The organism is Nocardia sp. NPDC050412, from assembly GCF_044458825.1.
Taxonomy (GTDB): domain Bacteria; phylum Actinomycetota; class Actinomycetes; order Mycobacteriales; family Mycobacteriaceae; genus Nocardia.
The window spans coordinates 339,072-364,976 of sequence record NZ_JBITIJ010000002.1 but is presented as its reverse complement, the minus strand read 5'-3'; the positions used below and the strand labels follow the sequence as shown (position 1 = coordinate 364,976).

At 66.3% G+C, this 25,905-nt stretch carries 21 protein-coding genes; 15 read left to right on the top strand and 6 right to left on the bottom strand.

Annotated elements, in window-relative coordinates:
- The first annotated feature begins 94 nt into the window (after window positions 1-94).
- The 4 genes from ACIBI6_RS05735 (at window position 95) to ACIBI6_RS05720 (ending at window position 5,315) form a co-directional block, all read left to right on the top strand.
- Complete coding sequence (locus tag ACIBI6_RS05735) at window positions 95-2,299, top strand: pyruvate, phosphate dikinase (RefSeq protein ID WP_396955441.1); 2,205 nt, start codon at window positions 95-97, stop codon at window positions 2,297-2,299.
- A gap of 4 nt (window positions 2,300-2,303) precedes the next feature.
- The gene (locus ACIBI6_RS05730) at window positions 2,304-3,068 is read left to right on the top strand and encodes a tyrosine-protein phosphatase (protein WP_396955440.1); all 765 of its coding nucleotides are present in this window, start codon (window positions 2,304-2,306) and stop codon (window positions 3,066-3,068) included.
- 60 nt (window positions 3,069-3,128) lie between these two features.
- Window positions 3,129-3,932: a hypothetical protein gene (locus tag ACIBI6_RS05725; protein WP_396955439.1), complete on the top strand. Its 804-nt coding sequence runs from the start codon at window positions 3,129-3,131 to the stop codon at window positions 3,930-3,932.
- A gap of 501 nt (window positions 3,933-4,433) precedes the next feature.
- Complete coding sequence (locus ACIBI6_RS05720; RefSeq protein WP_396955438.1) at window positions 4,434-5,315, top strand: glycosyl hydrolase family 32; 882 nt, start codon at window positions 4,434-4,436, stop codon at window positions 5,313-5,315.
- Here the strand turns inward: ACIBI6_RS05720 and ACIBI6_RS05715 are convergent.
- On the bottom strand, window positions 5,293-5,883 hold the full coding sequence (locus ACIBI6_RS05715) for a TetR family transcriptional regulator (protein ID WP_364343437.1): 591 nt from the start codon (window positions 5,881-5,883) through the stop codon (window positions 5,293-5,295). The two genes, ACIBI6_RS05720 and ACIBI6_RS05715, sit on opposite strands and share 23 nt — an antisense overlap.
- 107 nt (window positions 5,884-5,990) lie before the next feature.
- On the opposite strand from ACIBI6_RS05715, the gene ACIBI6_RS05710 reads away from it, so the two are divergent.
- From ACIBI6_RS05710 to ACIBI6_RS05695, 4 genes are all read left to right on the top strand, one after another.
- The gene (locus ACIBI6_RS05710; RefSeq protein ID WP_396955437.1) at window positions 5,991-6,833 is read left to right on the top strand and encodes an SDR family NAD(P)-dependent oxidoreductase; all 843 of its coding nucleotides are present in this window, start codon (window positions 5,991-5,993) and stop codon (window positions 6,831-6,833) included.
- A 93-nt stretch (window positions 6,834-6,926) separates the two neighbouring features.
- A complete protein-coding gene (locus tag ACIBI6_RS05705; protein ID WP_364343443.1) occupies window positions 6,927-8,339 on the top strand; it encodes an L-fucose/L-arabinose isomerase family protein in 1,413 nt (470 codons plus the stop codon).
- Between the two features lie 212 nt (window positions 8,340-8,551).
- The gene (locus tag ACIBI6_RS05700) at window positions 8,552-8,878 is read left to right on the top strand and encodes an FGGY-family carbohydrate kinase (protein WP_396955436.1); all 327 of its coding nucleotides are present in this window, start codon (window positions 8,552-8,554) and stop codon (window positions 8,876-8,878) included.
- Window positions 8,875-9,906 carry a glycoside hydrolase family 172 protein gene (locus tag ACIBI6_RS05695; protein ID WP_396955435.1) on the top strand — a complete coding sequence of 344 codons (1,032 nt, stop codon included), beginning with the start codon at window positions 8,875-8,877 and terminating at the stop codon, window positions 9,904-9,906. Before ACIBI6_RS05700 ends, ACIBI6_RS05695 begins: the two co-directional genes overlap by 4 nt.
- On the opposite strand, the gene ACIBI6_RS05690 is transcribed toward ACIBI6_RS05695, so the two are convergent.
- The gene (locus ACIBI6_RS05690; protein ID WP_364343449.1) at window positions 9,892-10,404 is read right to left on the bottom strand and encodes a hypothetical protein; all 513 of its coding nucleotides are present in this window, start codon (window positions 10,402-10,404) and stop codon (window positions 9,892-9,894) included. The two genes, ACIBI6_RS05695 and ACIBI6_RS05690, sit on opposite strands and share 15 nt — an antisense overlap.
- A gap of 67 nt (window positions 10,405-10,471) precedes the next feature.
- Between ACIBI6_RS05690 and ACIBI6_RS05685 the strand changes: the two genes are divergently transcribed.
- Entirely contained in the window at window positions 10,472-11,470 is a 999-nt protein-coding gene (locus ACIBI6_RS05685) for a zinc-dependent alcohol dehydrogenase family protein (RefSeq protein ID WP_396955434.1), read from the top strand.
- The gene (gene xylB / locus ACIBI6_RS05680; RefSeq protein ID WP_396955433.1) at window positions 11,470-12,882 is read left to right on the top strand and encodes a xylulokinase; all 1,413 of its coding nucleotides are present in this window, start codon (window positions 11,470-11,472) and stop codon (window positions 12,880-12,882) included. Before ACIBI6_RS05685 ends, xylB begins: the two co-directional genes overlap by 1 nt.
- A 195-nt stretch (window positions 12,883-13,077) precedes the next feature.
- Here the strand turns inward: xylB and ACIBI6_RS05675 are convergent, their stop codons facing one another.
- Both ACIBI6_RS05675 and ACIBI6_RS05670 read right to left on the bottom strand, forming a co-directional pair.
- Window positions 13,078-14,016, bottom strand: a complete 939-nt coding sequence (locus ACIBI6_RS05675) for a tyrosine-protein phosphatase (protein ID WP_396955432.1) — start codon at window positions 14,014-14,016, stop codon at window positions 13,078-13,080.
- A 59-nt stretch (window positions 14,017-14,075) separates the two neighbouring features.
- The gene (locus ACIBI6_RS05670) at window positions 14,076-16,490 is read right to left on the bottom strand and encodes a PEP-utilizing enzyme (protein WP_396955431.1); all 2,415 of its coding nucleotides are present in this window, start codon (window positions 16,488-16,490) and stop codon (window positions 14,076-14,078) included.
- Window positions 16,491-16,660: 170 nt separating this feature from the next.
- On the opposite strand from ACIBI6_RS05670, the gene ACIBI6_RS05665 reads away from it, so the two are divergent.
- The 5 genes from ACIBI6_RS05665 to ACIBI6_RS05645 all read left to right on the top strand — a co-directional run bounded on the left by ACIBI6_RS05665 (window position 16,661) and on the right by ACIBI6_RS05645 (window position 21,850).
- The gene (locus tag ACIBI6_RS05665) at window positions 16,661-18,148 is read left to right on the top strand and encodes an FAD-dependent oxidoreductase (RefSeq protein ID WP_396955604.1); all 1,488 of its coding nucleotides are present in this window, start codon (window positions 16,661-16,663) and stop codon (window positions 18,146-18,148) included.
- Window positions 18,149-18,390: 242 nt separating this feature from the next.
- Window positions 18,391-19,098 carry a response regulator transcription factor gene (locus ACIBI6_RS05660; protein ID WP_396955430.1) on the top strand — a complete coding sequence of 236 codons (708 nt, stop codon included), beginning with the start codon at window positions 18,391-18,393 and terminating at the stop codon, window positions 19,096-19,098.
- Window positions 19,099-19,225: 127 nt separating this feature from the next.
- A complete protein-coding gene (gene hsaA / locus ACIBI6_RS05655; protein WP_396955429.1) occupies window positions 19,226-20,392 on the top strand; it encodes a 3-hydroxy-9,10-secoandrosta-1,3,5(10)-triene-9,17-dione monooxygenase oxygenase subunit in 1,167 nt (388 codons plus the stop codon).
- Entirely contained in the window at window positions 20,392-21,240 is an 849-nt protein-coding gene (locus ACIBI6_RS05650; RefSeq protein WP_364343473.1) for an alpha/beta fold hydrolase, read from the top strand. The genes hsaA and ACIBI6_RS05650 overlap by 1 nt, the downstream gene beginning before the upstream one ends.
- Window positions 21,241-21,334: 94 nt before the next feature.
- Complete coding sequence (locus ACIBI6_RS05645) at window positions 21,335-21,850, top strand: DinB family protein (RefSeq protein WP_396955428.1); 516 nt, start codon at window positions 21,335-21,337, stop codon at window positions 21,848-21,850.
- Between the two features lie 4 nt (window positions 21,851-21,854).
- Here ACIBI6_RS05645 and ACIBI6_RS05640 read toward each other — a convergent pair whose 3' ends face one another.
- Together ACIBI6_RS05640 and ACIBI6_RS05635 are read right to left on the bottom strand one after the other, a co-directional pair.
- Window positions 21,855-24,128, bottom strand: a complete 2,274-nt coding sequence (locus ACIBI6_RS05640) for a LuxR C-terminal-related transcriptional regulator (protein WP_396955427.1) — start codon at window positions 24,126-24,128, stop codon at window positions 21,855-21,857.
- 79 nt (window positions 24,129-24,207) lie between these two features.
- Window positions 24,208-25,875 (bottom strand): 2-isopropylmalate synthase, encoded by a 1,668-nt coding sequence (locus ACIBI6_RS05635; protein ID WP_396955603.1) that lies wholly within the window; start codon window positions 25,873-25,875, stop codon window positions 24,208-24,210.
- Between the last annotated feature and the right edge of the window lie 30 nt (window positions 25,876-25,905).

Below are 25,905 nucleotides of genomic sequence, written 5' to 3'. Positions count from 1 at the left end.
TTTGCCAGGGCGTTCGGGCTGTGCCAGCGGCCCGGTGATCTGCCCTTGTCATGCGCTTGGTTGCGCGGTGGCTGTCGATGACCGAAGGAGTGTTATGACGATCGGAGTGGAGCCGGTGCGGCGACCGGAGGGCGCCTTCGGCAGGGCCGGCGCCGATGGTTCGGTCGTTGTGGCACTCGATGGGGCGTGCGGACTTTCGCGGGAGCGGATCGGGGGCAAAGCGTGGAGCGTTGATCACATGCGAGGGTTGGGGTTGCCGGTCCCGCCCGCATTCGTGCTGACAACCGAGGCCTGGGCGGAATTCGGGGCCAACGGTGGGATGCTCGGCGCGCAGCTCTGGGCCGGAGTGCGAGACGGTATCGCCGCATTGGAGCGCGGCACGGGGCGGCGGTTCGGGGCCGCCGAGCATCCGTTGCTGGTGTCGGTGCGGTCCGGGGCCGCGGTGAGTATGCCGGGGATGATGGATACCGTGCTGAATCTGGGCATGAACGACTCGGTCGAGCGAGCATTGACCGCCGAGACGCGAAATCCGGGATACGCCAGTGATACTCGGCGGCGGTTCGTCACCCAGTATCGGGAGATCGTGCTCGGTGACCCGAATGGCGTGGTGCCGGAGGATCCCTGGGAGCAGTTGCGTGGCGCGGTCACCGCGGTATTCCGTTCGTGGGATTCCGCGCGGGCCAAGACCTATCGGCGTACCCGGGGTGTTTCCGATGCGCTCGGTACGGCGGTCACGGTGCAGGCCATGGTCTTCGGAAACCTCGACGCGCTCTCGGGGACCGGCGTGCTGTTCAGCCGGAATCCGAATACCGGTGCGCGTGCGGTCTTCGGCGAATGGTTGGTCGGCGGACAGGGCGAGGATGTCGTCTCCGGACGCACCACCCCGCGTCCACTCGACGAACTCGCGGTGACGCTGCCGCAGGTACACCGCCAATTGCTCGCCGCCGCCGAACTGCTCGAGCGCGACGGTCGCGATATCCAGGATATCGAGTTCACCGTCGAATCCGGCCGCCTGTGGCTATTGCAGTCGCGACCGGCGAAACGCTCTGCGCGCGCGGCGGTTCGCGCCGCCGTCGCCATGGCCGATGAGGGACTCATCGATGCGGATGAGGCACTGCGCCGGGTCGATGCCGACCAGGTGCGCACCGTCCTGCGGCCCGCATCGGGCGATGACACCGGACTGAGCCCGCTGGCCCAGGGTGAATCCGCATGTCCCGGACTCGCCTCCGGCATCGTCGTCACCGATCCCGACGAAGCCGAAACCCGTTCGGCCGCAGGCGAGCACGTGATCCTGGCACGTCCGACCACCAGCCCGGACGATCTGCACGGGATGATCGCGGCGCAGGCCATCGTCACCGAACTCGGCGGTGCCACCTCGCATGCCGCGCTGGTCAGCCGGGAGCTGGGCCGTCCGTGCGTAGTCGGCTGCGGGGCTGGGGTTGTCGAGGCACTGGTCGGTCGCATCGTCACCGTCGATGGTGGGGCGGGCACCGTGTGGCCGGGCCAAGTGAGCGGCAAGGCAGTGGAAGCCTCGGTAATCGAGGATATCGAGCGACTCGCACAATGGGCACAGGTCGATTCGGCCCAGCTGCCCGTGTTCCTGTCGAAACGGAACGACGATCGTTCAGCGGCAACGGATTCCGATTCGGCTCGTTTGCCGATGACCCAAGATACCAACGGCAACAAGGTCTCCGAACTCGCTGTCCTGCGCCTGATCGGCATCAAGGGGCGAGTTGAGCCGGACACCATCGCCGCAAGCCTCACAATCTCCGAGACCGAAGCCGGCTCGCGCACTGCCGATTTCGTGACACGCGGGCTGTGCGCCCGCACACCTGTCGGCGTTCGCCTGACCCCGCAGGGCCGCGAACAACTCGCCCAACTCCTCGAACACGAGCGCGCCGATCTCGACCGTAGCGACCTCGCCGCGGCCTACGATGAATTCTGCGAGTTCAATGCCGAGCTGAAGGCAATCATCACGGCCTGGCAAATGAAGGACGCGAGCACGGTGAACGATCATTCCGACAACACCTATGACGCAGCTGTTTTGGCGCGCTTGACCGCACTGCACCACGGCGTCACACCCCTTGTCGAACGCATCAGCGCCATCGCGCCGCGCCTGGCTCCCTACACCGACCGCCTGGCCCGCGCCGTCGAGCGGATGAACGGCGGCGACCACAGCTGGGTGGCTCGGCCGATCATCGACAGCTATCACACCGTGTGGTTCGAATTGCACGAGGACCTCATCGGTCTGTGCGGCCTGAGCCGCACCGACGAGGCCGCCGCGGGCAGGGCCCACTAGCGCGATGTTCACCGATAGCGCCCAGCGGCGATGGGTCGAGTTCGCCGAGATCGACAATGTCCGCGACCTCGGCGGACTTCCCGTGATCGGCGGCGGCACAACCCGATTCGGCGTCGTCTACCGCTCCAGCACCCCCCAGCATCTCACCGAGGACGATCTGGCCATGCTGACCGGCCCAGTCGGCGTGCGCACGCTGATCGATCTGCGCAACCCCGATGAGGTACTACGCGAGGGTTATGGCCTACTGACCGGCAGCGCGACGGTGCGCATGGTCAATCTCCCGGTGCGCAAGTCGACCGACGTCGTCGCGACCCCCGCCGATCTGGTTCCCGACGGCAGACAGTACGACCTTGTCGCGTTATATCACGAACTCCTCACCGGCAGTACCGAATCCATTGTGACGGCGGCCCGGCTGATCGGCGATGCCTCGCGGCACTCGGTCGTCTTCCATTGCGCCGCTGGCAAAGACCGCACCGGCATCCTCGCGGCCATGGTGCTGGACGCGGTGGGTGTCCCCGCGGAGGCCATCGCCGCCGATTACGCGCTCACCGGCGAACGCCTGGAACGCATCCGCGAACGCCTGGACGCGCTGCCGTCGTATCACGGGCTGCCACCGGTCCGCACCGGCATCCTCGCGGTCGATCCGGATGTGATCATCCGGTTCCTCGACGAATTGCACACTACCCATGACGGAGCGGCAGAATGGCTGCGCACCAACGGACTATCCCGTGCGGAACTCGCGCAGCTGCGCGCGATGCTCGTCGACTAGTCCCCGCGGTGGCGACTGTTCACCCGGAATTACCGCCGAAAGTCCAGTAGGGTCACCACCGTGCACGACGATGTCGACTACACGAAGCTGGCCACCCCCGCCGAGAAGAAGAAATACGCCAAGCAGAACAGCTTGATGTACGGCGGGCTGATCGCCATCGGCGTCGTCATCCTCCAGGGCTTCCTCACGGCCTCGCCGCTGGGCACATCCGGTCGGATCTCCATGATCGCCTTCGCGATCTCGCTGCCACTGCTCGCGGTGCTGCTGATGCTCGACGAATGGCAGTCGGGCGAACAAGCGCCCAGCCCGAGCATGACCGACGAGGCAGCCAAAGCCATCGCCCTGCTCAGCTCCCTCGTCGGCGTCGTCGCGGCCTTCTGGCATATCGACTGGAGCGCGGGCGTCGCGGTGATCGCGGCCGGAGTGGTCGCGCTCGGGGTCTACGGAACGCATTTCAGCAGTACGAGTTTCAGCCAGGCAGTGCTGCGCCGTAACCAGCAGCGGGCTGCCGCGGCCCAGGCGACAACACCCGCGACGGAAACGTCGCAGCCGACCGCACCCCAATCACCGGCGTCTCAGCCGCCAACGCCCCAACCATTGGCTCCGCAGCCGTCGGCTCCTCAGTCCCCAGCAGCTCAGACCACTACTCCTGTCCCGACTGCGGACCAGCTCGAGTCGCCCCAGACCGCAACACCCGAGCCGACGGCACCTGGACCAGCGAACCCCCAGACCGCAGCTGCCGAGCCAACAGCACCTGAGCCGACAGCCCCGGAAGCGACGGCAACCCCGTCCACAACGCACGAGACGACAACGTCCGAGTCGACCACTCCCGAACCAACGACGGCCGAGCTAAAAAAGCCCTGACCAGCGCCGCCTCAGTCATCAGCACCGTACCAACGGCGCCCGACCCAACAACACCGGACGCGACGACAACCCGTCCACAACGCCCGAGGCGACGACACCCGCGCCCACAACACACGAGTCGACGGCTCCCCCAGCCAACGACGGCCGAGCCCACATCACCCGAATCGCCGACCCGGACCAGAGCTGCCAAGCCGACAACGACACCCACGTCCGCGGCGGCCGAGCCGCCAGTGCTTCAGACCACAGCGCACGAGCAGACAACGACATCCGAGTCCGCAGCGCCTGCGGGCCACGACGCCCCAGACCACCGCTGCCGAACCGATTACCGCCGCGGCCACAACACCCGCGTCCACGGCTCCCGAGCCAACTCGGAGCACCGACGACACCATCATCCGAATCCCCCGAAAAAGACCCGGAAACAGCCGCCAATCCCCTGACCCGCGACATCTCAATGTCTCAGACCTGACCTCAACGAGGTCAGCGCACGTCATGATGAGCCTTATGACGACGCGCGAGGTAGTGAGAGCAGGCGCGTTCACGAGGATCTACGACCCCGGCGACGAGGAAACACACCCCTGGTACATCAACGACCACACCGTCGTCCGCGATGAAGTCGGCCGCTGGCATCTGTTCGGCATCACCCATCCCGAACCGGCAGACCCGTTCCACGAAACGGAATTCGCGCACGCCACCGCACACCAACTCCAGGGACCGTGGACCAAGCGAGCTCCAGCCCTGACCGTCGATCCGGATTACGGCGAAACCCATCTCTGGGCACCGCATGTCATCGGCGTCGATGGTCGCTACTACATGTTCTACGCGGGCGGCGGCCCCGACCGCACCGCCGCCACCATCAACCTCGCCACCTCGACCGACCTGTTCGGCTGGACCCGCAGCCGAGCCGGACCGTTGTTCGGTGACGGCTACGACGCCAGGGATCCGATGGTCGTGCGCATCGGCGAGAAATGGGTCATGTACTACTGCGCTACCAGTACGCCGAGCGGTGGACACCACGTCGTCGCCTATCGCACCAGCGGCGATCTCCTGCACTGGGGCGACCGCCATATCGCATACACCGACCCCACCGTCGGCACCGAAGCGGGCAATACCGAATCACCGTTCGTGGCGCACCACGGCGGCTGGTGGTACCTGTTCATCGGTCCGCGCCCGCGCTACGTCGGCACCGATGTATTCCGCAGCGACAACCCCTTCCGGTTCCGCATCGGCGACAAGGTCGGCCATATCGCTGCCCACGCCGCCGAACTCGTGCGGGACGACGACCGCTGGTGGATCACCAGCGCGGGCTGGGCCCAGGGCGGCGTCCACCTCGCACCACTCACCTTCCCCACCCCGCGTTCCGTCACCGCGGACGTTCCCCGCTGAGCGCTCGCACCATACCGGCCACCAGCACCCTGGTCTGCTCGAATGACGCTTCGGATACCGCCGGCGCGTTGACCACCGTGCGCATGACCCCCAGCCCGAGCAGCAGCGCACCGATCAGTTCCGCACGCAAGTCACCGTCCGCACCGCCCAGGCGCGTGGCCATCTCGCGCAGATAACCATCGCAGAGTTGCGCGCGCAACTGGTCGCGCACGACGTCATGACCGGCCGATCGCAGCCCCGCGACCAGTGGATGTTCACCGCCGAATTCGGGCCAGTCATCGAACACGACATCACGCAGAAGGGCATCCGCGATCGAGACAACGGGTCGATGCTGGTCGGCCGCAACGCCTTTCGGAATCTCGATATGCATCGCCTCGGCATAGAGCTTTTCTTTGGAACCGAAGTACCGGAACACCAGTGCAGGATCGACGCCCACATCACCGGCGATATCGCGGACTCCGGTGCGGTCGAATCCGGTCGTGGCGAACCGCATTCGGGCGGCATCCAAGAGTGCGGATCGGGTGGCGGCACGGTCGCGCCGACGGCCCGGCGCTGCGGTTTCGGTCATCTAGTCAGCATAAGTCACCAATTGTTGACTTGCGTCTCGCAGTCCTCTTAGCCTCGATGTCATCGGCCGATGACTCAACCGAAAGTGATTCGAGGAGAAGCGATTCGATGCGCACCTACGTGATAACCGGCGGTACCGACGGCATGGGCAAGGGGCTCGGCCTGCACTTCCTCAGCCGCGGCGACCGTGTGCTCGCGGTGGCCAGCGGCGCTGTGAAGGGCGCCCGATTCCTGCGCGAGGCCGCCGCCCTCGGCGCCGCCGACCAGGCCAGCTTCATCCAGGCCGACCTGAGCACGCTCGCGGGCATGCACAAGGTCATCGCGGAAGCCGCCGCGGTCACCGATACCGTCGATGGTGTCGTCTTCGGCGCGCAGAACTTCCGGTCCGAACGTCAGGAGACCGCCGATGGCTTCGAATACACCTTCGCCCTGACCTACCTGAGCCGCTATGTCATCGGACACGGACTCTTCGACGCACTGGAACGCGCCGAAGCCCCGGTCATCATGAATATCGCGGGTCCGGGCGGGCTGCCGGGCACCATCGAATGGGACGATCTGCAGCTACGAACCGGTTTTCGCGGCATGCGCGCGGCCATGCAGTCCTCGCGCTGCATCGACCTGCTCGGGGTGGCATTCGCGCAACGTCATCCGGGAGCCCGCACGCGATATGTCCTGTACAACCCGCTCATGGTGCGTACCGCCATGGCCGACCCGCTGCCGACGGCGCACCGCATCCTCACCAAGACGTGGCTCCTACTCGCCGGCCAACCGGCGCGCAAGGCCATCGTCCCCATCGCCGAACTGATCGACCATCCACCGACCGAACCGATCACCGCTTTCCGGCGCCGCACGCGACTCACCTTGGCGGGCAAGGACTTCGATCCCGAGCGTGCCCGGCGGCTCGACGCGATCACCGCCGAGTTGGTCGACAGCCGGGTCACCGGCGGATAACGACCTCGAACCCGCTCGCCCGAAGCCGACCACCGGCGGCCCCCTTCGGATAGATAATCCTGGAGGGGGCCTGCGCGTTGGGAGGCGGTCGGGATGGCGCGGATAGGGGTCATGAGCGTGTCCGATGGGCGTGATTATGTGCACGCCGGGATCACGGAGTTCATCGAGTCGGCCGAGGATCGGCTGGTCAGCGCGTTGCGGACGGCCGGCCACGAGGTTATCCGCGGCGCGACGCAGATCAGTACGAATGCGCTGGCTGGATCGGTGGCGCGCGAAGTGGCCGCCGCCGGTGTGGATCTCACGGTGCTGCACTACGCGGTCTGGGCGTTCCCGCACTTCACTATGTTGGCCGCGGGTGCGACGCCCGGTCCGCTGCTGTTGCTGTCCAACATTGATCCGGTGCAACCGGGCATGGTCGGCATGCTGGCCGCGGGTGGTGCGCTGGATCAGATCGGTCGCACGCACACCCGGTTGTGGGGCGATCCGGCCGATACCGAGCTCATCGAGGCGATCGGTACCCGGGCGACTGCGGCCGCCGCGGTATCGAGCTTGCGCGGCAGCACTTTCGGGCGCTTCGGCGGTCGGCCGATGGGGATGAATACGGCCGTCGCCAATACCGATCAGTGGCAGCGCCTGTTCGGCATCGACGTCGAGGAGATCGATCAGTGGGAGATCGTCCGCCGCGCCGAACAGGCCGATGCCGGTGAGGCGAAAGGTGCGCGAGAGTGGTTGGAACGCCATACCGCCGGTGTGCACTACGACGGCGTGAAACTCACTCCGGAATTGCTGGAACGCCAGCTTCGCTCGTATCTGGCCGTGCGTGAGTTGATCGAGGAATGGCGGCTGGACTTCTCGGGTATCAAGGGCCAGCCCGAGCTCACCCAGTACTTCGCCACCATGGATATCACCGAGGCGTTCCTCAATGATCCCTACGATTGGAACGGCCCCAAACAACCCCATGTGTGTGCGACCGAAGCGGATATGGACGGCGCACTCACCATGCGGCTGCTGCAGCAGATCGCCGACACTCCGGTGCTTTTCGCCGACGTCCGGCATTATCACGCGGACCGCGATATCTGGGATCTGTGCAATTCGGGCCAGCACGCCACCTGGTTCGCCGCACGCAGCGACGAGCCGACGGAGAATCTCGCCAACGTACATCTCTACCCCGAGGTGTTCTTCTTCCCGGCGGGCGGCGCGTCGGTGCACCATCTGGCCGCGCCCGGCCGCATGACGCTGGCGCGGCTCACCCGCAAGGACGGTAACTACCGAATGCAATTGATGCTGGGCGATTTCGAGACCTATGACCAGGCGACCAATGAATCGCTGATGAAACAGTCCACCTGGGAATGGCCGCATGCCTTCGCCCGGTTGGACGCACATGCCGACGATTTCCTGTCCCGCTTCGGCGCCAACCATATTCACGCCGTCCCCGGCGACCATCGAGCCACTGTCCGGGCCGCCTGTGAACTGCTCGATATCACCCTCGACGAGTTCACCCGATGACGAGCGCATTTCTCGGCGTCGATATCGGGACCTCCAGCTCCAAGGGCGTCCCGGTCCGGTCGCAAGGCACCGTTATCGCCAGATCCGAACGAACGCAAGGTGTTTCGACACCGCTATTGGGCGCACGACTGGGCCGCAGTTGTTGCTCCCGGTCTGAAGCTGCCCGAGTCGGCCTGGCCCACCGAAGTTGGCAGCAAGGTGAGTGCGACCTGATGGCCGAGGCTGCCGACGTCCCGGCGGGCAGTCGCGGCCTGCTCGCGCTGCCGTACTTCGCAGGCGAACGCACGCCGCTGTTCGACCTGGATGCCAGGGGCGTTATCGCGGGCCGCACCCTCGGCCACGGACGTGCGGAGCTGTACCGCGCGGTGCCGGAGGGCATCGCCTATGGGGTGCGGCACAACCTCGAAGCCATGGCAGGCGGTCAGACCCGGCGACTGGTCGCGGTCGGCGAACCCGAACAGCCGCCGACCACCACCTCCTACCAGAAACGCGCGGGCCACGCCGCCGTCACCGACCGATACGGCTGGCCCGGGCTGTGAACGTCGCGGGTTCGGCATCGGAACTCTGGCGGCTCGATGCCGCACGCACCCGCTCGATCAGCGCGGAGAATCCGACCGGCTCCCCCGGTGCCGGAGCTCGCGCCATCGACGGCACCGGCGCGCATGCAGCGCGGCTGCTCGGACCCGGTTGGAAAATCTCCCCGTCCATTCACCTCGGTGCGGGCGAAACCGTGACGCTGGCAGATATTTCCGGCTCCGGTGTGCTGCGCCACTGCTGGCTCACTACCGACCGGACGGTGCTGCGGCAGCTCACGCTTCGCATGTACTGGGACGACGAACCCGAGCCGTCGATCGACCTGCCACTAGGCGATTTCTTCTGCAACGGCTGGGACGAACTGGCACTTGTACACTCCGAGATGGTCGTCGTCGCTCCCGCCGGTGGACTGAACAGCTTCTGGCCCATGCCTTTTCGCGCGCACGCCAGGATCACACTGCACAATGCCAGCGACCGTGCGGTGCCGGTCTACTACCAATTCACCTATACCGAGGAGGTCGTCCCCGACGCGGCCGGATATCTGCACGCACTGCGCCGCCACAGCACGCCCCTCAACGAGCCCGCTGTGCACACAATCCTCGACGCGGTACCGGGGCCCGGCCGATATGTCGGCACCTACCTGGCGATTCGGCCCGGCGCACCAGGCTGGTGGGGCGAGGGCGAGCTGAAGTTCTACCTCGATGGCGACACCACACATCCAACACTGTGCGGCACCGGCACCGAGGACTACTTCGGTGGCGCATGGAATTTCGACCTCGACGGTGCTTACCGGACATATTCGACGCCTTACCTCGGCCTGCACCAGGTCCTGCCGCCCGATGAGATCTACCAGCCGCACCAGCGATTCGGGATGTACCGCTGGCATATTCGCGATCCGATCTGTTTCCAGCAGGAGTTGCGCGTAACGATCCAGGCGCTCGGCTGGCACGACGACGGCACCTATCTCCCGCTGACCGAAGCGGATATCGCGACAACGGCGCTGTGGTATCAGAGCCGCCTAATCGCGGCCTAGCTCGTCATCCGGAAGTTCCATGGCGAGTAGCTCGTCGGCGCGGTTCAGCGCATCATCCATCGCCGACTCGATGCCGTCCATAACCGAAAGTCCGTCCAGCAGACCGGACAACTCGCGCCGGGCGGCTTCCAATTCCGCGACCGCCGGATCGACGCGATACCACCCGACACTCTCACGCCACCAAACATTTTCGTCGATCCACGCCCACATGACATCGCGCACCAGCTTGGCATCGGGAGTGTACATCTGGAAGCACTCGCCCGATCCGGCCGCGCGGTGCTCGAGTTCGTACACGCCATCGGGAAGCAGGCGAGCCTGGATGTAGGCGTGCTCGCCGCGTTCGACCACAATCGCCGGAAATTCCGGGTCTGGTGGTTCGCGCAGCAGATCGTCCAGCAGCGGATCCGTCAGGGCGGGCAGTGTGGTTCCGTCGCCCGTGCGGACGTGCACGTCGGCATGCCGGTCCGGGTCGTCGTTCACCGCGACAGTCTGCCTCATCCAGAAATCCGCGATACGGCGGGGCGAAATGCGACGGCGCGGCGGGGTTCGGGTGCAAGGTAGTGCTATGCGCGCGGTCGTGATCGAGACCCCTGGGAAATTCGCCGTACAGAACGAGCCGGATCCGACGCCCGGGCCCGGTGAGGTCGTGGTGCGGGTGGATGCGGTCGGGATATGCGGCACCGATGTGCATATTGCCGATGGCGAGTTCCCACCTACGCCGTATCCGATCGTGCCCGGTCACGAGTTCGCCGGTTCGGTGGTGGCGCTGGGCACCGGGGTCGATGGTGTGCGGGTCGGCGATGCCGTCGCGGTAGACCCGTCGTTGTTCTGTGGGGCGTGTCATTACTGCGCGATCGGGCGTGGGAATCTGTGCGAACGGTGGGGCGCGATCGGCGATACCGTCGACGGCGCGATGGCCGAATACGTCGCGGTGCCTGCCGCGAATTGCTACCGGCTGCCCGAGACGCTGTCGACCACACACGGGGCGCTGGTCGAGCCATTGTCGTGTGCGGTACATGCGTTCGATGTATTGCCGCGTGCGCTCGGCGCGCACTATCTGCTGTACGGCGCGGGCACCATGGGTCTGCTGATATTGCAGCTGGCGCGAGTGGCCGGGGCCGCGTCGGTGTCGGTGGTCGATACCAATACCGCACGACTCGGGGTTGCCGTCGAGCTCGGCGCGGATGCCGCCGCGACCACAGCCGACGAATTCGACCGCCCGCAGGGTTGGGAGGTGGTCATCGACTGTACGGGCGCGGTCGCCGCCATCGAGGACGGACTCGGCCGGGTGCGCAAGGGCGGGGTGTTTCAGCAGTTCGGGGTGGCGCCGGGCGCGGCGACCGCGTCGATCTCACCGTTCCGTATCTACAACGACGAGATCACCATCGTGGGTTCGATGGCGGTACTGCACAGCTTCGGCCGGGCGGTCGAGCTCATGGGCAAGGGCGTGATAGATGCGAACACCATGATCACCCACAACTTCGGATTGGACGAATTCGCGGACGCGCTACAGACTTTCCGCGCTGGCACCGGCCGCAAGATCCAGCTCAGGCCGGAAGCCTGATGGCCACCGTCGCAGGAGTGGACAGCTCCACCCAGTCGTGCAAGGTCGTCCTGTGCGATGCGGACACCGGCGAGATTCTGGACGAAAGGCGCGCCCCGCATCCCGAGGGCACCGCGGTGCCCGCCGAATCCTGGTGGCAGGCACTGTGTTCGGCCGGCGACGGGTTGTTGGATCGCGCCGATGCGGTGGCGGTCGCAGGTCAGCAGCACGGGTTGGTCGCACTCGATGTCGATGGTCGGCCGGTCCGGGATGCGTTGCTGTGGAACGATATTCGATCCGCCCACGCGGCCGAGGAGTTGATCGCCGAACTAGGCGGCCCGCAGGTGTGGGCAGATGCCGTCGGCAGTGTGCCGCTGGCCGCATTCACCGTCGCCAAGCTGCGGTGGCTGGCCGATCACGAACCCGAGCATGCCGACCGCACACACCGGGTGCTCCTTCCGCACGACTATCTGACCTGGCGGTTACGCGGTGGGCCATCCGATCCCACCGTCGAGCCGACCACTGATCGCGGCGACGCCTCTGGTACTGGCTATTGGTCGCCCGCGACCGGTATGTACCGCAGAGACATACTCACCCATGCCTTCCGGGGGCGAACACCCGAACTTCCCCGCGTCGTCGGACCCGCCGAAGTGGTCGGACGCACTCCCGCGGGCGCAATCGTCGCGGCTGGTACCGGCGATAACGCCGGTGCCGCACTGGGTTTGGGGATCGCGGACGGTGACGTCGTCCTCTCACTCGGCACCAGCGGCACCGTCTACACCCGCGCCGCCGCACCCAGCGCAGATGCCACCGGAGCCATTGCGGGATTCGCAGACGCGACCGGCGCATTCCTGCCACTGGCCTGCACACTCAACGCCGCCCGCGTACTGGGCGCCACCGCCGAACTGATCGGAGTCGATATCGCCGGCTTGGAAACCATTGCGCGCCAGGCACCGCCGGGATCAGAAGGTGTCGTCATGCTTCCCTACCTCTGCGGTGAACGCACCCCGAACCTGCCGCATGCCACCGGCAGTCTGCATGGTCTGCGACCGGAAACCTTGCGCCCCAGCCATATTGCGCGCGCAGCCGTCGAGGGCATGCTCTGCAACATGGCCGACGCGCTCGACCATCTGCGCACCGCCGGAATCCCGATGCAGCGTGTCCTGCTGATCGGCGGCGCGGCCCGCTCCGCCTTGGTCGCCGAAGTCGCCGCCCAGATCTTCGGGCTCACGGTCACGGTCCCGGAGCCGAACGAATACGTCGCGCTCGGCGCCGCCCGGCAGGCGGCCTGGGCTCTGAGTGGCACCGCACAGCCACCGAGTTGGCCCGCGCGCACCGTCGCCGAGGTCCGCGCTCCCAGCGACGGTGGGGCGATCGGCAAGCGGATCCGGGCTACGTACGCGAGCACCCGGCAAGCCCTCTACGCTCGATGAATACGTTGCTGCGGGAATGTTGGCGGGTGGGGCGCTGATCGGCCTCGGCCGGCTCTCGGTAGCTGCTCGCGGGCTCGGCCCAGGATCTGCTGCTGGTGTTGTGCGGCCGGACGCTGCCCGCGGGGAGTTTGCGGGGCGAGGCCGCAGAGAGATTCACCGAGCCGGTGCCACCGTCACGGTGACACCGGCACAAGCTCAGTGCTTGGTCAGCAACTTCGCCCGCAGCGCGTCGAGTGTCGCGCCGTCGATCCCGAGCCCATCGCTGAGGAAGCGGTCGAACGAGCCGAACGATGCCTGGACCTGGTCGAATGCCGCGTCCAGGAATTCGCGCTGCACACCGAGGATCGGCTCCCACAGCGCACGATCGGTCACCAAACCCTGGGCAACGAGCCCGTCCAGCAGCGCCTTGTTTCCGGCCGCCAAGTTGTCGTTGGAATCCAGGAAGTCGTTGTAGATCTGCCCCTTCGGCACCTCCAGCGCGCTCATCAGCATCGCGGTCATCCAGCCGGTGCGGTCCTTACCCGCCGTGCAGTGGTACAGCACCGCACCCTGCGCGCTCGCGATGGCGGTGAAGGCCTGGGCGAACTGGGCGCGCGCAGTGGGATTCGAAACGAACCAGGCGTAGTAGTCGCGCATGATCTTGGCGGCCTTGCCGTCGCCGAGCGCCTCCTGCTGGGCGGCCGGTCCGGCCTGGATCAGGCGCGCCACCATGAGGTAGAAGTCATTGGCCGGATCGTAGACCGGCTGTTCGATGCGGCGAATCGATGCCGGAAGTCGATCGGGATCGCGTCCGGTTTCGGTGGGGCTGCGGAAGTCGATGACCTGAGTGATATTGAGCGACACCAGCTTCTGCTGTTCGCTCGCGTCGAGTTTGGCCAGCGCGTCGGCCCGGTACACAACACCGGTCGCGACCGACCTGGCGCCCTTGGCCGGATAGCCGCCGATATCGCGGGCATTCGGCGCATGCGTCAGACCCAGCGGCCGATCGGCCTGGCCCGGAGACCGCAGCGCCGGCACGGCCGGACCCGAGAGCGCCGGACCCGCCGATGCCGGTCCGGTCAGCGCCGGGAGAACGCCGACCAGCACTACGGCCGCGGCCGTGATCGTGCCGCGGAAAGCGCGCGAATTCTTCACGAGGGGTGTTCCTTTCATCAAGGGCCGCATATGGTCGGCGACCCAAGTTCGGGCCGCGCTCAGTCGGCCAGCAGCGTGACCGTCCCGGCCGCGCCGTCCACGCGCACGCGCTGGCCGTCGGCGAGACTGGTGGTCGCGGTCTTGGTATCGACGACACAGGGAATGCCGAATTCGCGGGCGACGATCGCGGCATGGGATGCGGAGCCGCCGATATCGGTGATCACAGCGGCGGCGTAGGCGAACATGGCGGTGTGGCCGGTGTCTGTCACCGCGGCGACCAGGATGTCGCCGGGCTCGATATCGTCATCCAGCGACAGCACCAGCTTGACCCGGCCCTCCACAACGCCGGCGCAGACGCCGATGCCGGTCAGGCTCTCGTCGGCGGTGAGGGCCGCCGCATCGGGGACCGGTTCCCATTGTCCGGCAATGACATCGGGCATTCTGATGGTCTGCAACCGAGTGCGTTCCGCGCGCCTGCGGGCCACCTTGGCGGCCACGTCCGCTGGAGGGCAAAAGATTTCGTCCAGCGTCAGATAGCAGGCGTCGTCGATCTCGCGCAATCGACCGGCGCGCACGAGCCGATCGGCCCACTCGCGCACGGCAAGTCGCAGGCAGTGGGTGATCCGGACGACGCCGTCGCGTGCGCGTTCCCGGGCCACCGTGGCTCCTGCGGCCATTCGCGCGGTACGGCTCGGCGACGGATCCACGGATTCGCGCTTGGGCGCAGGCATTTGCGCGGCGCGGGCGGCGGCGCTCACCAACAGCGCGGGCCGATCACCGAATGTGGGGTTGATCAGCTCGCATTCACCGGGACCTCGATGCCCGACCTTCGCCAGCTCCTCGTCGAGTGCGGCGGCGAATGCGGGGGATATCGTCCGGGCCGCATCTATGTCACCGGCGCGTGCAAGCTCGGCGAGATCGGCGTCGGCGCGGCAGAATTCGGCCAGGCGTTCCACCGCGAGCATGGGTTTCGCCGATTCCAACCGATTCAGGTCGATCGCAACCTCGCCCGCATCCTTGCCGCGTGCGTGGATGGCGGTGGCGGCACCTGTCATCATCACACCGATCGCCGCGGCCTGCCACGCCTGGTGCAGGCGGTCGCGCCAGAGCAAGGCGCGAACGTGCAGCCGCTCATCGGACAGTTCGCGAATCTCGTTCGCGCTCAACGCTTCCGCATGAGATGCGGCATTGATCAGTTCGGCCGTCTTAGCGAAGCGGCGGGCGGTTGCGATGACGCGGGACGTCGCGCGCGCCGTTGCCAGCGTGCTCGCCAGTCCCGTCGGCATCGGCGGCTTGCCGTGCGGCTGCAAGGCGATTTCGGCCGGAATATTGCCGTAGGCATCGCGGCGGATGCTCTCCTCATCCCAGCCCGGCATATTCTCCGCGGCGAGCACGCCGATCGAGGCATTGATGTAGATGTGGTGGCCGAGCACGGTGGTGACCCGACTCGTCCAGTGCTCCAAGGCGATTCCGTCGAGTGCGATCATCTCGCCCATGGCCTCGTTGCTGAGGCGGATGGCACCGGCCTGCAGATCGATGGTCAGGGGCGTCATCGGGCCGGGAAGCGCTTCGGAAGTGTTGGTGGCGGTGTGGACCGGGTAGCGCTCGTCGACTCGATCATCGAACTCACCCTCGAGACCGTCGGGGGCGACATCGGTGAGCAGATGGTTGTCCGAGGTGGCGGCACGAGAGGGAATCACGTGTGACGGCAGCGGAATTGCGCCCCGGCGGGTGCGGAATCCGCCGCCGTCGGGCTTGCGGCCGATCATGCCACGCACCAGATCGGCAATGACCTCGCTTGCCGTCCAGCCACAGTGGAAGCCCCACTTCTCCTGTGCGACAGTGGGATCCAGGAGCGGTTGGCGACCGGACCACCCGGGCACCCAGGCCGAGTAGCGTACGCCCGCTTCGCGCATCATGCGGCGTACCTCGTCGGTGGTGACCACGCCGGGAGCCGCGAGCTCGACGATCTCGAGCCCATCTTCGCTATGCGCCGACGATAGTGCGGTGGCGGCCGATACCAGGAAGCGGTCCAGATCGTCGCTGTGCAGCAGTTGAAATCCGTCGTCGGACTTCGAACCGAGAATCGGCTCCAGTGCCCGGCGGGTTTCGGGTCCGCTCCGGCGACCGGCGGTCGGCGCGGTGCGCACCAGCACGCTGTCCGCACGCGAGGCTCGCAGCACCGCCACGGCCTTGCCGTCCGCATGCGCCGAGCGTGGATCGACCGGAACCACCAAGCGCGCACCGGTTTTGCGCGCTTCAGCGGCGATTTCGGCGAGTCCGCTTGCGGCCAGATGCACGATGCTCGCGCAGCCGTCGACAGCTGCGGTGTGGTCGGTCGTGAACCGCACCCGCGGATCGATATAACGATGCCACCGCTGGTCCAGCCCGGCCACTTCGTGCCCGGCGGCCAACAACATGCGCGCCACCGCGCGACCGCTCGGCTCGGTGATTCCGGTGACCAGGACCCGCATCGATTTCCTCTCCTCACTGGCGCCGGGATATGCAAACGTGACGCCGTTCACACACCATCGCGAGTGCGGGACGCGGCGATCGGCGCCAGTCCCACTGAACGGGAGCAACCGGCCCGACCACCGAGATGATCGATTCCGTCATCCGATGGACCGGCGGCAGTCTCGACACCATGACGGTCCGCAAATCGGTCGCGCCGCGTGCCGCCGCCGAGGTGAAGTCCTATGACATCGAGACCGAAGTGCTGGTCGTCGGGTACGGCAGCGCGGGGGCCTGCGCCGCATTCGAGGCCGCGAGGGCCGGTGCCGAGGTTCTGGTACTGGATCGGGCCGGTGGTGCGGGTGGCGCGTCGGTGTTGTCAGGTGGCGAGATCTATCTCGGCGGTGGGACGCCGATCCAACGGGGGTGCGGGTTCGACGACAGTCCCGAGCAGATGGCGGCATTTCTGGTGGCGGCGCTCGGGCCGGGCGCGGATGTGGCGAAGATCGTGCACTACAGCGAGCACAGCGTGGCGCATTTCCACTGGCTCGTCGACCGCGGTGTGCCGTTCAAACCCAGCCTCTGGGATGCTCCCACCTGGGTGCCGCCGACCGATGACGGGCTCATGTGGCTGGGCGAAAACAGTTGGCCGTTTACCGAAATCGCGATCCCGGCGCCGCGCGGGCACCGGCCCACCTCGAACGACTTCGGCGGTAGGTTGCTGCTGGATTGTTTGCTATCGGCGGCCGAATCTGCGGGTGTGACAGCACAATACGACACCTATGCCACGAATCTGATCTTGGGCGAGGATGGTTCGGTGGTCGGTGTAGTGGCACGACGCTACGGCACGGAGCTCGCCATTCGGGCACGACGTGGATGTGTGCTCACCACCGGCGGTTTCGTCGACAACGACGATATGCTCGCCGCCCACGCGCCGCGACTGCTCGGCCACACCAAGGTGAGCGCGGGCACCGACGACGGCAGCGGTATCCGCATCGCTCAGGCCGCCGGGGCCGCCGTACGGCATATGTCGGCCGGTCAGGTCGGTGCTTCCCTGATTCCGGGTTTCGCCGCGCGCGGCATAGTCGTCAACCATCGGGGCCAACGGTTCGTCAACGAGGACACCTATCCCGGCCGCATCGGCCAGGCCGCGCTGTTCGGTCAGGGTATGAACGTGTGGGTGGTGCTCGACGAACAGGGCTACGACGAGGTGCCCGAACGCGAACGCTGGGGTGTGCGCCCGACCCACGTCGCCGAATCCATCGAAGAACTCGACGAACTACTCGCCCTGCCGCCCGGCGCACTCACCGCTAGCATCACCCGCTATAACGAATTCGCCTCGCGCGGAACCGATCCCGACTTCCACAAGGCACCGCGCTGGCTGCGCCCACTGACACCCCCGCTGGCCGCCATCGATGTGAAAGCGGGCGTCCGCCCGCCCGCCGAATCCGGCGACCGCCGCGGCACCGGCGCCTCGGTCTTCACTCTCGGCGGCCTCCACACCACCCTCGACGGCGAAGTCCTCGATCTCGACGGTCTTCCCATCCCCGGCCTCTTCGCAGCGGGCCGAGCTGCCTCCGGCCTGCACGGCGAGGGCTACATCAGCGGCACCTCCCTAGGCGACGCTACCTTCTTCGGCCGCAAAGCCGGAACCACCGCCGCGCAGTCACCTGGGCACTAACGCAATCAAGCAGCCACCCGCCACTGCTGCCGATCGAGGTCGAGGCGCGCGACGAACTCGCCGTAGTGATCGGACGGCACGAATTCCGCTGGACGGCCGACAATGTCCGCCTCCGGCGATCTCCGCGGGCGCGGAACGCTGTTTCCCAAGGGTGGCAAGGGAATAACTTTGCGTGCTGGGGCAGAGGCGGCAACCATGCAAGTTCGCTGCTCTTCGGCGGATCGTGCGGGAAGGTGAGACGGATGCGGCTGATCATGATCGATGATGACGCCGACGGCGGCGGCGACGCCCTGGCGCAGGGACTCGAATTACACGGTCATCAGGTGGAGCGTAAGCATCGTGGGACCGATCTACTCTTGGCGCATCATGGCTATCACGCCGTTATCCTCGACATGGGCCTGCCGGATATGGACGGGTTGCAGGTTTTGCGCAAATTGCGCGAGGTGAGCTCGGTGCCGGTGGTTATTCTCGGTGAGCACGCCGATGAGCGTTCGATTGTGCTGGGGCTGCACAGCGGCGCCGACGACTATCTCGTCAAACCCGCGCGTATCGGTGAGTTGGCAGCGCGGCTGGAGGCGGTGACGCGCCGGGTCGGCGTTGCCAGTATCGCCCGGGGTAAGACGGTGACCAGTGAGGACGTTCGCGTGGATCTCGCGGCACGGCGGGTGGAGGTAGCCGGGGAACTGGTTCCGCTCACCCGGCTGGAGTTCGAGTTGCTGCGGGTATTGGTCGAGCGGCCCGGAATCGCGGTCAGCCGTGAGCAATTGATGGACTGCGTCTGGGGCGACTCGATGCTGGCGGTCTTGCGGAAACTGTATGTGCATATGGCCTCGCTGCGCGCGAAGTTGGACCGTCCCGGGCTGATCACGAATATCCGCGGCTACGGCTACCGGTGGGGTCCGGACCCGTACGAAACCAACGCCGATTCGAATTTGCTGCACGCGGTATAGACGCCCCTCCGAGCGTTCCGATCACCGGGACTTGTTCCCGACGCGCGGTCACGGCCGCCATAGCGTCACAACTATGGCGTCGTCCGGCACACCGGTCGCGGAATCAGAACATAGGAGGACACCCGTCATGGCCAATAAGGTGCTCGATCGGGTTCGCGATCTGCTCCCGGCAATCCGGGAGCGAGCCGCGGAGACCGATCTGCAGCGGCGGGTTCCGGTGGCCAGCATCCGGGAACTGACCGCGGCCGGGGTGTTCCGCATGCTGCAGCCGTCGCGTTTCGGCGGCGACGAAGCCTCCCCCGTGGCGTTCTACGAGGTCATTCGTACGATCGCTTCGGCCTGCCCGTCCACCGGCTGGGTTTCCTCGGTGCTCGGCGTGCACCCCTGGCAGCTGGCGCTTTTCCCATTGCAGGCGCAGGAACAGGTGTGGGGGGAGGATGCCGACACGCTCATCTCCTCGTCGTACGCTCCGACCGGGCGACTCACGCCGGTCGAAGGCGGGTACGAGGTCAGTGGACGATGGAGTTTCTCCTCCGGCTGCGACCACGCCCAGTGGGCATTCCTTGGCGCACTGGCCCCGGACGAACACGGCAATCCCAAGGATTATCTGACAATCCTGGCGCCGCGCAACGACTATCGCATCGATGACGTCTGGCACGTGGTCGGCCTGTCCGGTACCGGCAGCAACGATATCGTCATCGAGAAGGCCTTCGTTCCGCACCACCGCGCCTACAGCGCCACCGAACAATCACAGCTGCGCGGTCCCGGCCAGGAGGCCAATCCCGCTGCGCTGTACAAGATTCCGTTTGCCGGCGTGTTCTCCAACACCATTACCGCACCCATCATCGGTGCCGCACAGGGCGCGTACGAGGCGCATATCGAGCGCATGCGCGAGCGAGTCCGGCTGTCCTACGGCGGCCAGAAGGTGGCCGAGGACGCATTCGCACATGTGCGGGTCGCTCGCGCGGGCTCCGAAATCGACGCGGCCATCCTGCAAATGGAACACAACATCTCCGAGCAACTGCGTTATGCCGAAGCGGGCGAGGAGATTCCGTACGAAATCCGGCTGCGCACCCGCCGCGACCAGGTGCGCGGCACCGAGCGCGCGATCCAGGCGATCGAGCTGCTGTTCGACAATTCCGGTGGCCACTCGATCCGCAAACCCAATCCGATCGAACGGCATTGGCGCGACGCACACGCGGGCAGTGTGCACGTCATCAACGATGTCGAGCGCGCCCTGGCGATGTTCGGCCGCGGCGAATTCGGGCTGCCGGTCGAAGATCGGATGGTCTGATGGACGCGGCGGACACCAGTCGCCACATCACCGTCGACGGCCTGAAACTGCGCTACCACGAGGCGGGTTCGGGTCCACCTCTGGTGCTGCTGCACGGCTCGGGCCCGGGAGTATCGGGCTGGGCCAACTTCGGCGCGAATCTGCCGATACTCGCCGAACACTTCCGCTGCCTCATCCTGGATCAGCCGGGCTTCGGCGCGAGCGAGCGACCCGAGGTGTACCAGCGCAACTATCTGCGCATCGCCGCCGACGCGGTGCTCGGATTGCTGGATCAACTCGAACTACCGACGGTGCACCTGCTCGGCAACTCCATGGGTGGCGCGGTGGCGACGCTCGTGGCGCTGGAACACGGCCAGCGCATCGATCGACTGGTGCTCATGGCCCCGGGCGGTGTCGGCGTCAACGTACTGGGACCCGAACCGTCCGAAGGGATTCGACGACTACTCGACTTCACCGGCAATCCGACTCGTGACGGCGTACTAGCCTGGCTGCGGACCATGGTCTTCGACGAGGCGGTACTCACCGACGAACTCATCGAGAACCGATGGGCCGCGGCAGCGGATCCGGCCGCCATCGCGGCGATCCGCGATGCCTACGCGACCTTCGCGAATCCCGCCTTCGCGGAACCGATTCCGCTGTGGGCGCGGCTGCGCGCGTTGCGCAATGAGGTGCTGCTGCTGTGGGGTCGCGATGATCGGGTCACCCCGGCCGAGGGTGCGCTGCTGCCGTCACGTCAGCTGCCGAATGCCGATCTGCGGCTGTTCGGGCGATGCGGACACTGGGTGCAGATCGAGCGCAAGGACGCCTTCGAGCGCGCGGTCATCGACTTCCTGAACTCCGGGCTGTAGCGCCGATGCCGAGGCGACATAGGCATCACTATGTCCGGACGATGTCGCATTAATTCGCGAGATTCGGTCGCGGTTCGCCAGTTACAGTCTGCCGGTGACGTGGACCGCACCCGAGATCACCAGAACCAAGCCGCCGCTGGTCGCCGACGAGCGGACCATGCTGCAGACCTGGCTGGACCTGCACCGCCGCACTTTGCTGTGGAAGTGCGCCGGCCTCGAGGCCGAGCAGCTGAAACGGCGCTGCGTCGCACCTTCGACGCTGTCGCTGCTGGGGCTGGTCCGCCATCTCGCCGAATGCGAACGCGGCTGGTTCCGCATCGCCACCCGCGGCGAACCGCTGGATTACCTGTACTGCAGCGAAGACAACCCGAACGGCGATTTCGACGATATAGCCACTGCCGATGCCGCCGCGGATCTGGCGACGCTGCACGCGGAGATCAAGTCGGCCGACGCCGCCGTCGCGGACCTTCCCCTGGACCACGTCTTCACTCGTCGCGGCATCGAATTCAGCCTGCGCTGGGTCTATGTGCATATGATCGAGGAATACGCGCGACACAACGGTCATGCCGACTTCCTGCGCGAACGCATCGACGGCGCGACCGGCGACTGATGCGTCAGATCTGATTCCGGCTGACCCACGCGGCGATCTGTGTCCGCGAGGTGAAGCCCAATTTGGTGAGAATGTGGTCGACGTGGCTCTCGACGGTCCGAATCGAAATCACCAACTCACTCGCGATGCTCTTATTGCTGTAACCTGCCCCGATCAACCGCGCGACTTCACGTTCGCGTCGAGTAAGCACGTCCGCCGCAACAGTTTTCACCGGCGCGGCAGGCCGCGCGGTGCCGAGCGCAAAGGCCACCGCCGCCTCCAACCCCAACGCCGCACCCGCATCGAAGGCGGCCTGAAACTCCTTCTCGCCCATCGCATCGCGCACCTGTAGGCGCACCTTGTCCCCCACGAATTCGGTCATCTCATGGGCGAGCCGCTGGGTACTGCCGCGCCGCACCGTCGACGCCGCCCCCATCAGCCGCGCCGCGCGCTGCAGATCCCCATCGGCCGTCGCCACCCACGCGAGTCCGTCGAACCCGGACGCCGTCCACACACATCGGTCGAACAGGCTGAACAGCTCGACCGCCTTGCGCAGTTCCGCAATCGCCGCGTCCTGCGCGCCTTTACGCCAGCGATCGGTGCCCACCGCCCAATGCCCCAGCCCGCCCAACAGGTGCGAGCCGTAGTCGTTGGTCTTGGCGAGGAAGCGATCGGCGATCGCGCCAGCCCGTTCGTCGCCCAGCACCAGCGCACACACATACGCGAAGGCCAGACTCTCCATCTCGACGCCGTGGTGGGCGCAGGCACGCGCACGGTCGGAGACGGACTCGGCGATATCGAGTGCCTGTCTCGGTTCGTCGTTGGCGAATGCGAGTAGCGCGGCGAGCAGGGCGTGTTCGACGAGCACGTCTTCGGCATCGAGTTCCGTTGCGATATCCAGACATTCGTCAGCGAATCGCGTCGCGGTCGCCGGATCCGACAGCATGGCGGCGATCACCGAGGCCGCCGCGAGTGCGCGTGCCCGATCCTTCGTATGGTCGCGATCCTTCTCCAGTGCTTCCAGGAGCCAGCGGTAGCCTTCCAGTAGGAAGCGGTAATGCTCCCAGAACGGGCGCAGTTCCGTCGCGATCTCCAGTGCGCGATGGGCGCTTTCCGCATCGGCCAGCGAGAACTGCAGCGCCGCACGTAGATTCGGATGTTCGCGGGTGACGTCACGGAACCACGTGACATCCTCGCTCCCCCAGTACGCGGTGCGTCCCTGCGCAGCGATCCCGTGGTAGTAGTCGCGATGACGCAGCCGCACAGCACGCTCACCACCGCGGGCGACCAATCGCGCCAAGGCGAACTGACGCAACGGTTCGAGCATCGTGTAGCGCCCGGTACCGTCGCTGTTCTGCCGGTGGCCGAGCACCGACTTGTCGACCAGTCCGGTCAACGCGTCCAACAGTGCGTCCGGGACCGCGCAGACCGCCTCCGCGGCCTCCAGATCGAAACCACCCGCGAAGACCGACAGCTGCTCCCACAGCCGCTGTTCGTCGGGCGTGCACAGGTCATAGCTCCACCGGATCGCGGCCTCCAGGGTCTGCTGCCGCTCCGGCGCGGTACGCAACCCGGCGGTGAGCAGCCGCATTGCATCGTCCAGACGCGCGAGCACTTGATCCGGTGTGAACATCCGCAGCCGCAATGCCGCCAGTTCGAGTGCCAGCGGTATGCCGTCCAGGCGACGACAGATCGCCGCGAGCGTCCCGCGATTGGCATCGGTGACGTGGAAGTCAGGGTTCGCGGCGACGGCCCGATCGATCAGCAGCCGCAACGCATCGCTGTCGACGTGCGCCGGGCGTGTCTCGTCCTCATCCACCTCCGGCACCGCGAGCGGCAATACCGGCATCACCTGTTCCCCGGAGACCCCGAGCGACTCGCGGCTGGTCGCGAGAATCCGCACATCGGTGGTCGCCGGAATCAGCCGGTCCACGAGTTCGGCACACGCGCCGATCAAGTGCTCGCAGTTGTCCAGGATCAACAGCAGGCTCTTGTCGGCCAGGAATTCGGTCAGGCCGATGACGGGGGAAGTGGTGTCGTCGCGCAGGCCGAGCGCCTGCGCGACGCTCAACGCCACCAAGTCCCCGTCGTGCACATGCGCCACCTCGACCAGCCACACACCGTCGGGAAAGGCGCGACGCACCGTCTCCCCCACCCGTCGGCTGAGCCGGGTCTTCCCGACGCCGCCCGGCCCGGTCAGGGTGAGCAGCCGCGTGCTGGACAGCAGCTTGCGCGCCGTGGCGACCTCGGCGTCACGACCGACGAAGCTCGTCACCTCAGCGGGGAGGTTCCCTGTCACGTGCCGCACCACGCTGCATACCTTTTCATGCGCGGCCGTCGTCCCGGGCATTTTGACCGAGATGTCGTATTGGTACCCGTTAGGAGACTATCGCGTTCGCGGCTCGGATGACGGCGGCCAGCGATGCTGTGAGGACGGAATCGCTGCTTCCGCAGGCCCATCCGGTCTGCGCACCGACGCGGTACTCGAGGTAGGTGATCGCGGTCCCGGCGTTGCCTGCCCCGATCGACTGCTGGGTCAAGCCGAGCACCTCGACCGGGTACCCCACCCGGGCCAATGCCGCGGTGAGCGCCTCGATCGGACCGACACCGCGATGTTCGCTACGCTCAGTGACACCGCCAACGCTCAGCGTGACCTCGGTGTACGCGTCGGTCGTCCGCCATTGCGTCAACTCGACCGACTCCGCCGAGGTATGCAGATAGGTCGCCTCGAACAGCTCGTACAGTTCGGCGGCGGTGATCTCGAGACCGGTGTCATCGGTACGCGCCTGCACGTTCCGCGCGAAAGCGATCTGCAGTCGACGCGGCAGTTCCAGGCCGTATTCGGACTCCAGCAGATATGCGATGCCGCCCTTGCCGGACTGGGAATTCACCCGGATCACCGCGTCATAGCCACGCCCGATATCGGCCGGATCGATCGGCAGATACGGGACATGCCAATCGAGTTCGCGTTCGTCGATACCGGTCGCGGCCGCCCGTTCGCGATGTTCGGCCATACCCTTCTTGATCGCGTCCTGATGGGTGCCGGAGAACGCGGTGTGCACGAGATCGCCAACGTAGGGATGCCTTTCGTGGATCGGCATACGCGTGCAGTACTCGACGGTCCTGCGGATCTCGTCGATATCGGAGAAGTCGATCATCGGATCGATGCCCTGCGCGTGCAGATTCAGCGCCAGGGTCGCGATATCGACATTGCCGGTGCGTTCGCCATTGCCGAAAACGCAGCCTTCCACGCGCTGGGCTCCGGCGAGTACGGCCAACTCCGCGCACGCGATACCGGTACCCCGGTCATTGTGCGGGTGCACCGACAGGATGACGCTGTCGCGACGCGCCAGATTCTTGTGCATGTACTCGATCTGGTCGGCGTACACATTCGGTGTCGCAACCTCCACCGTGGCAGGCAGATTCAGGATCACCGGCCGCTGCGCAGTGGCGCCCCACAGGGTCGTCATGCGGTCGCATATGTCGAGTACGAAATCCGGTTCGGTCAGGTTGAATACCTCGGGGGAGAATTCGAACCGCACATTCGGCAGATCACCGGCGAATTCGAGCACGTCGCGGCCACCGGAGACGATTAACTCGCGCAGTTCGCCGATATCCTTGCCCAGCACGACATTTCGCCATACCGGCGCTGTCACGGTGTACATATGGATGACGACCTCGTTGCGGATGCCGCGCACCGATTCCACCGTGCGCTCGATGAGATCGCGTCGGGCCGGTGTGAATACCACGATCGTGACGTCCTCCGGCGCGATATCGGTGCGCGCGATCAGGCGGACGAAATCGAAATCGGTCTGCGATGCGGATGGGTAGCCGACCTCGATCTCCTTGTAGCCCATGGCAACCAGCAGTTCGAAGAATCGCTGCTTGCGCACCGGATCCATGGGTTCGGCCAACGCCTGATTGCCGTCGCGCAGATCGACCGGCACCCACAGCGGCGCGTGGGTGAGCCGGGCATTCGGCCAATCGCGTTCGGCGAGTGGCACTTCCACCCGATCGTAGACGTTGCGGTAGCGGTGCGACGGCATTTGCGAATGCCGCTGTCTGTTCCACGCCGC

Excerpts from the sequence above, each read along its gene's own strand:
- ACIBI6_RS05735 (WP_396955441.1), top strand. The coding sequence starts at position 95 with ATGACGATCGGAGTGGAGCCGGTGCGGCGACCGGAGGGCGCCTTCGGC.
- ACIBI6_RS05730 (WP_396955440.1), top strand. The coding sequence starts at position 2,304 with ATGTTCACCGATAGCGCCCAGCGGCGATGGGTCGAGTTCGCCGAGATC.
- ACIBI6_RS05720 (WP_396955438.1), top strand. The coding sequence starts at position 4,434 with ATGACGACGCGCGAGGTAGTGAGAGCAGGCGCGTTCACGAGGATCTAC.
- ACIBI6_RS05715 (WP_364343437.1), bottom strand. The coding sequence starts at position 5,883 with ATGACCGAAACCGCAGCGCCGGGCCGTCGGCGCGACCGTGCCGCCACC.
- ACIBI6_RS05710 (WP_396955437.1), top strand. The coding sequence starts at position 5,991 with ATGCGCACCTACGTGATAACCGGCGGTACCGACGGCATGGGCAAGGGG.
- ACIBI6_RS05705 (WP_364343443.1), top strand. The coding sequence starts at position 6,927 with ATGGCGCGGATAGGGGTCATGAGCGTGTCCGATGGGCGTGATTATGTG.
- ACIBI6_RS05700 (WP_396955436.1), top strand. The coding sequence starts at position 8,552 with ATGGCCGAGGCTGCCGACGTCCCGGCGGGCAGTCGCGGCCTGCTCGCG.
- ACIBI6_RS05690 (WP_364343449.1), bottom strand. The coding sequence starts at position 10,404 with ATGAGGCAGACTGTCGCGGTGAACGACGACCCGGACCGGCATGCCGAC.
- ACIBI6_RS05685 (WP_396955434.1), top strand. The coding sequence starts at position 10,472 with ATGCGCGCGGTCGTGATCGAGACCCCTGGGAAATTCGCCGTACAGAAC.
- xylB (WP_396955433.1), top strand. The coding sequence starts at position 11,470 with ATGGCCACCGTCGCAGGAGTGGACAGCTCCACCCAGTCGTGCAAGGTC.
- ACIBI6_RS05670 (WP_396955431.1), bottom strand. The coding sequence starts at position 16,490 with ATGCGGGTCCTGGTCACCGGAATCACCGAGCCGAGCGGTCGCGCGGTG.
- ACIBI6_RS05665 (WP_396955604.1), top strand. The coding sequence starts at position 16,661 with ATGACGGTCCGCAAATCGGTCGCGCCGCGTGCCGCCGCCGAGGTGAAG.
- ACIBI6_RS05660 (WP_396955430.1), top strand. The coding sequence starts at position 18,391 with ATGCGGCTGATCATGATCGATGATGACGCCGACGGCGGCGGCGACGCC.
- hsaA (WP_396955429.1), top strand. The coding sequence starts at position 19,226 with ATGGCCAATAAGGTGCTCGATCGGGTTCGCGATCTGCTCCCGGCAATC.
- ACIBI6_RS05650 (WP_364343473.1), top strand. The coding sequence starts at position 20,392 with ATGGACGCGGCGGACACCAGTCGCCACATCACCGTCGACGGCCTGAAA.
- ACIBI6_RS05635 (WP_396955603.1), bottom strand. The coding sequence starts at position 25,875 with ATGCCGTCGCACCGCTACCGCAACGTCTACGATCGGGTGGAAGTGCCA.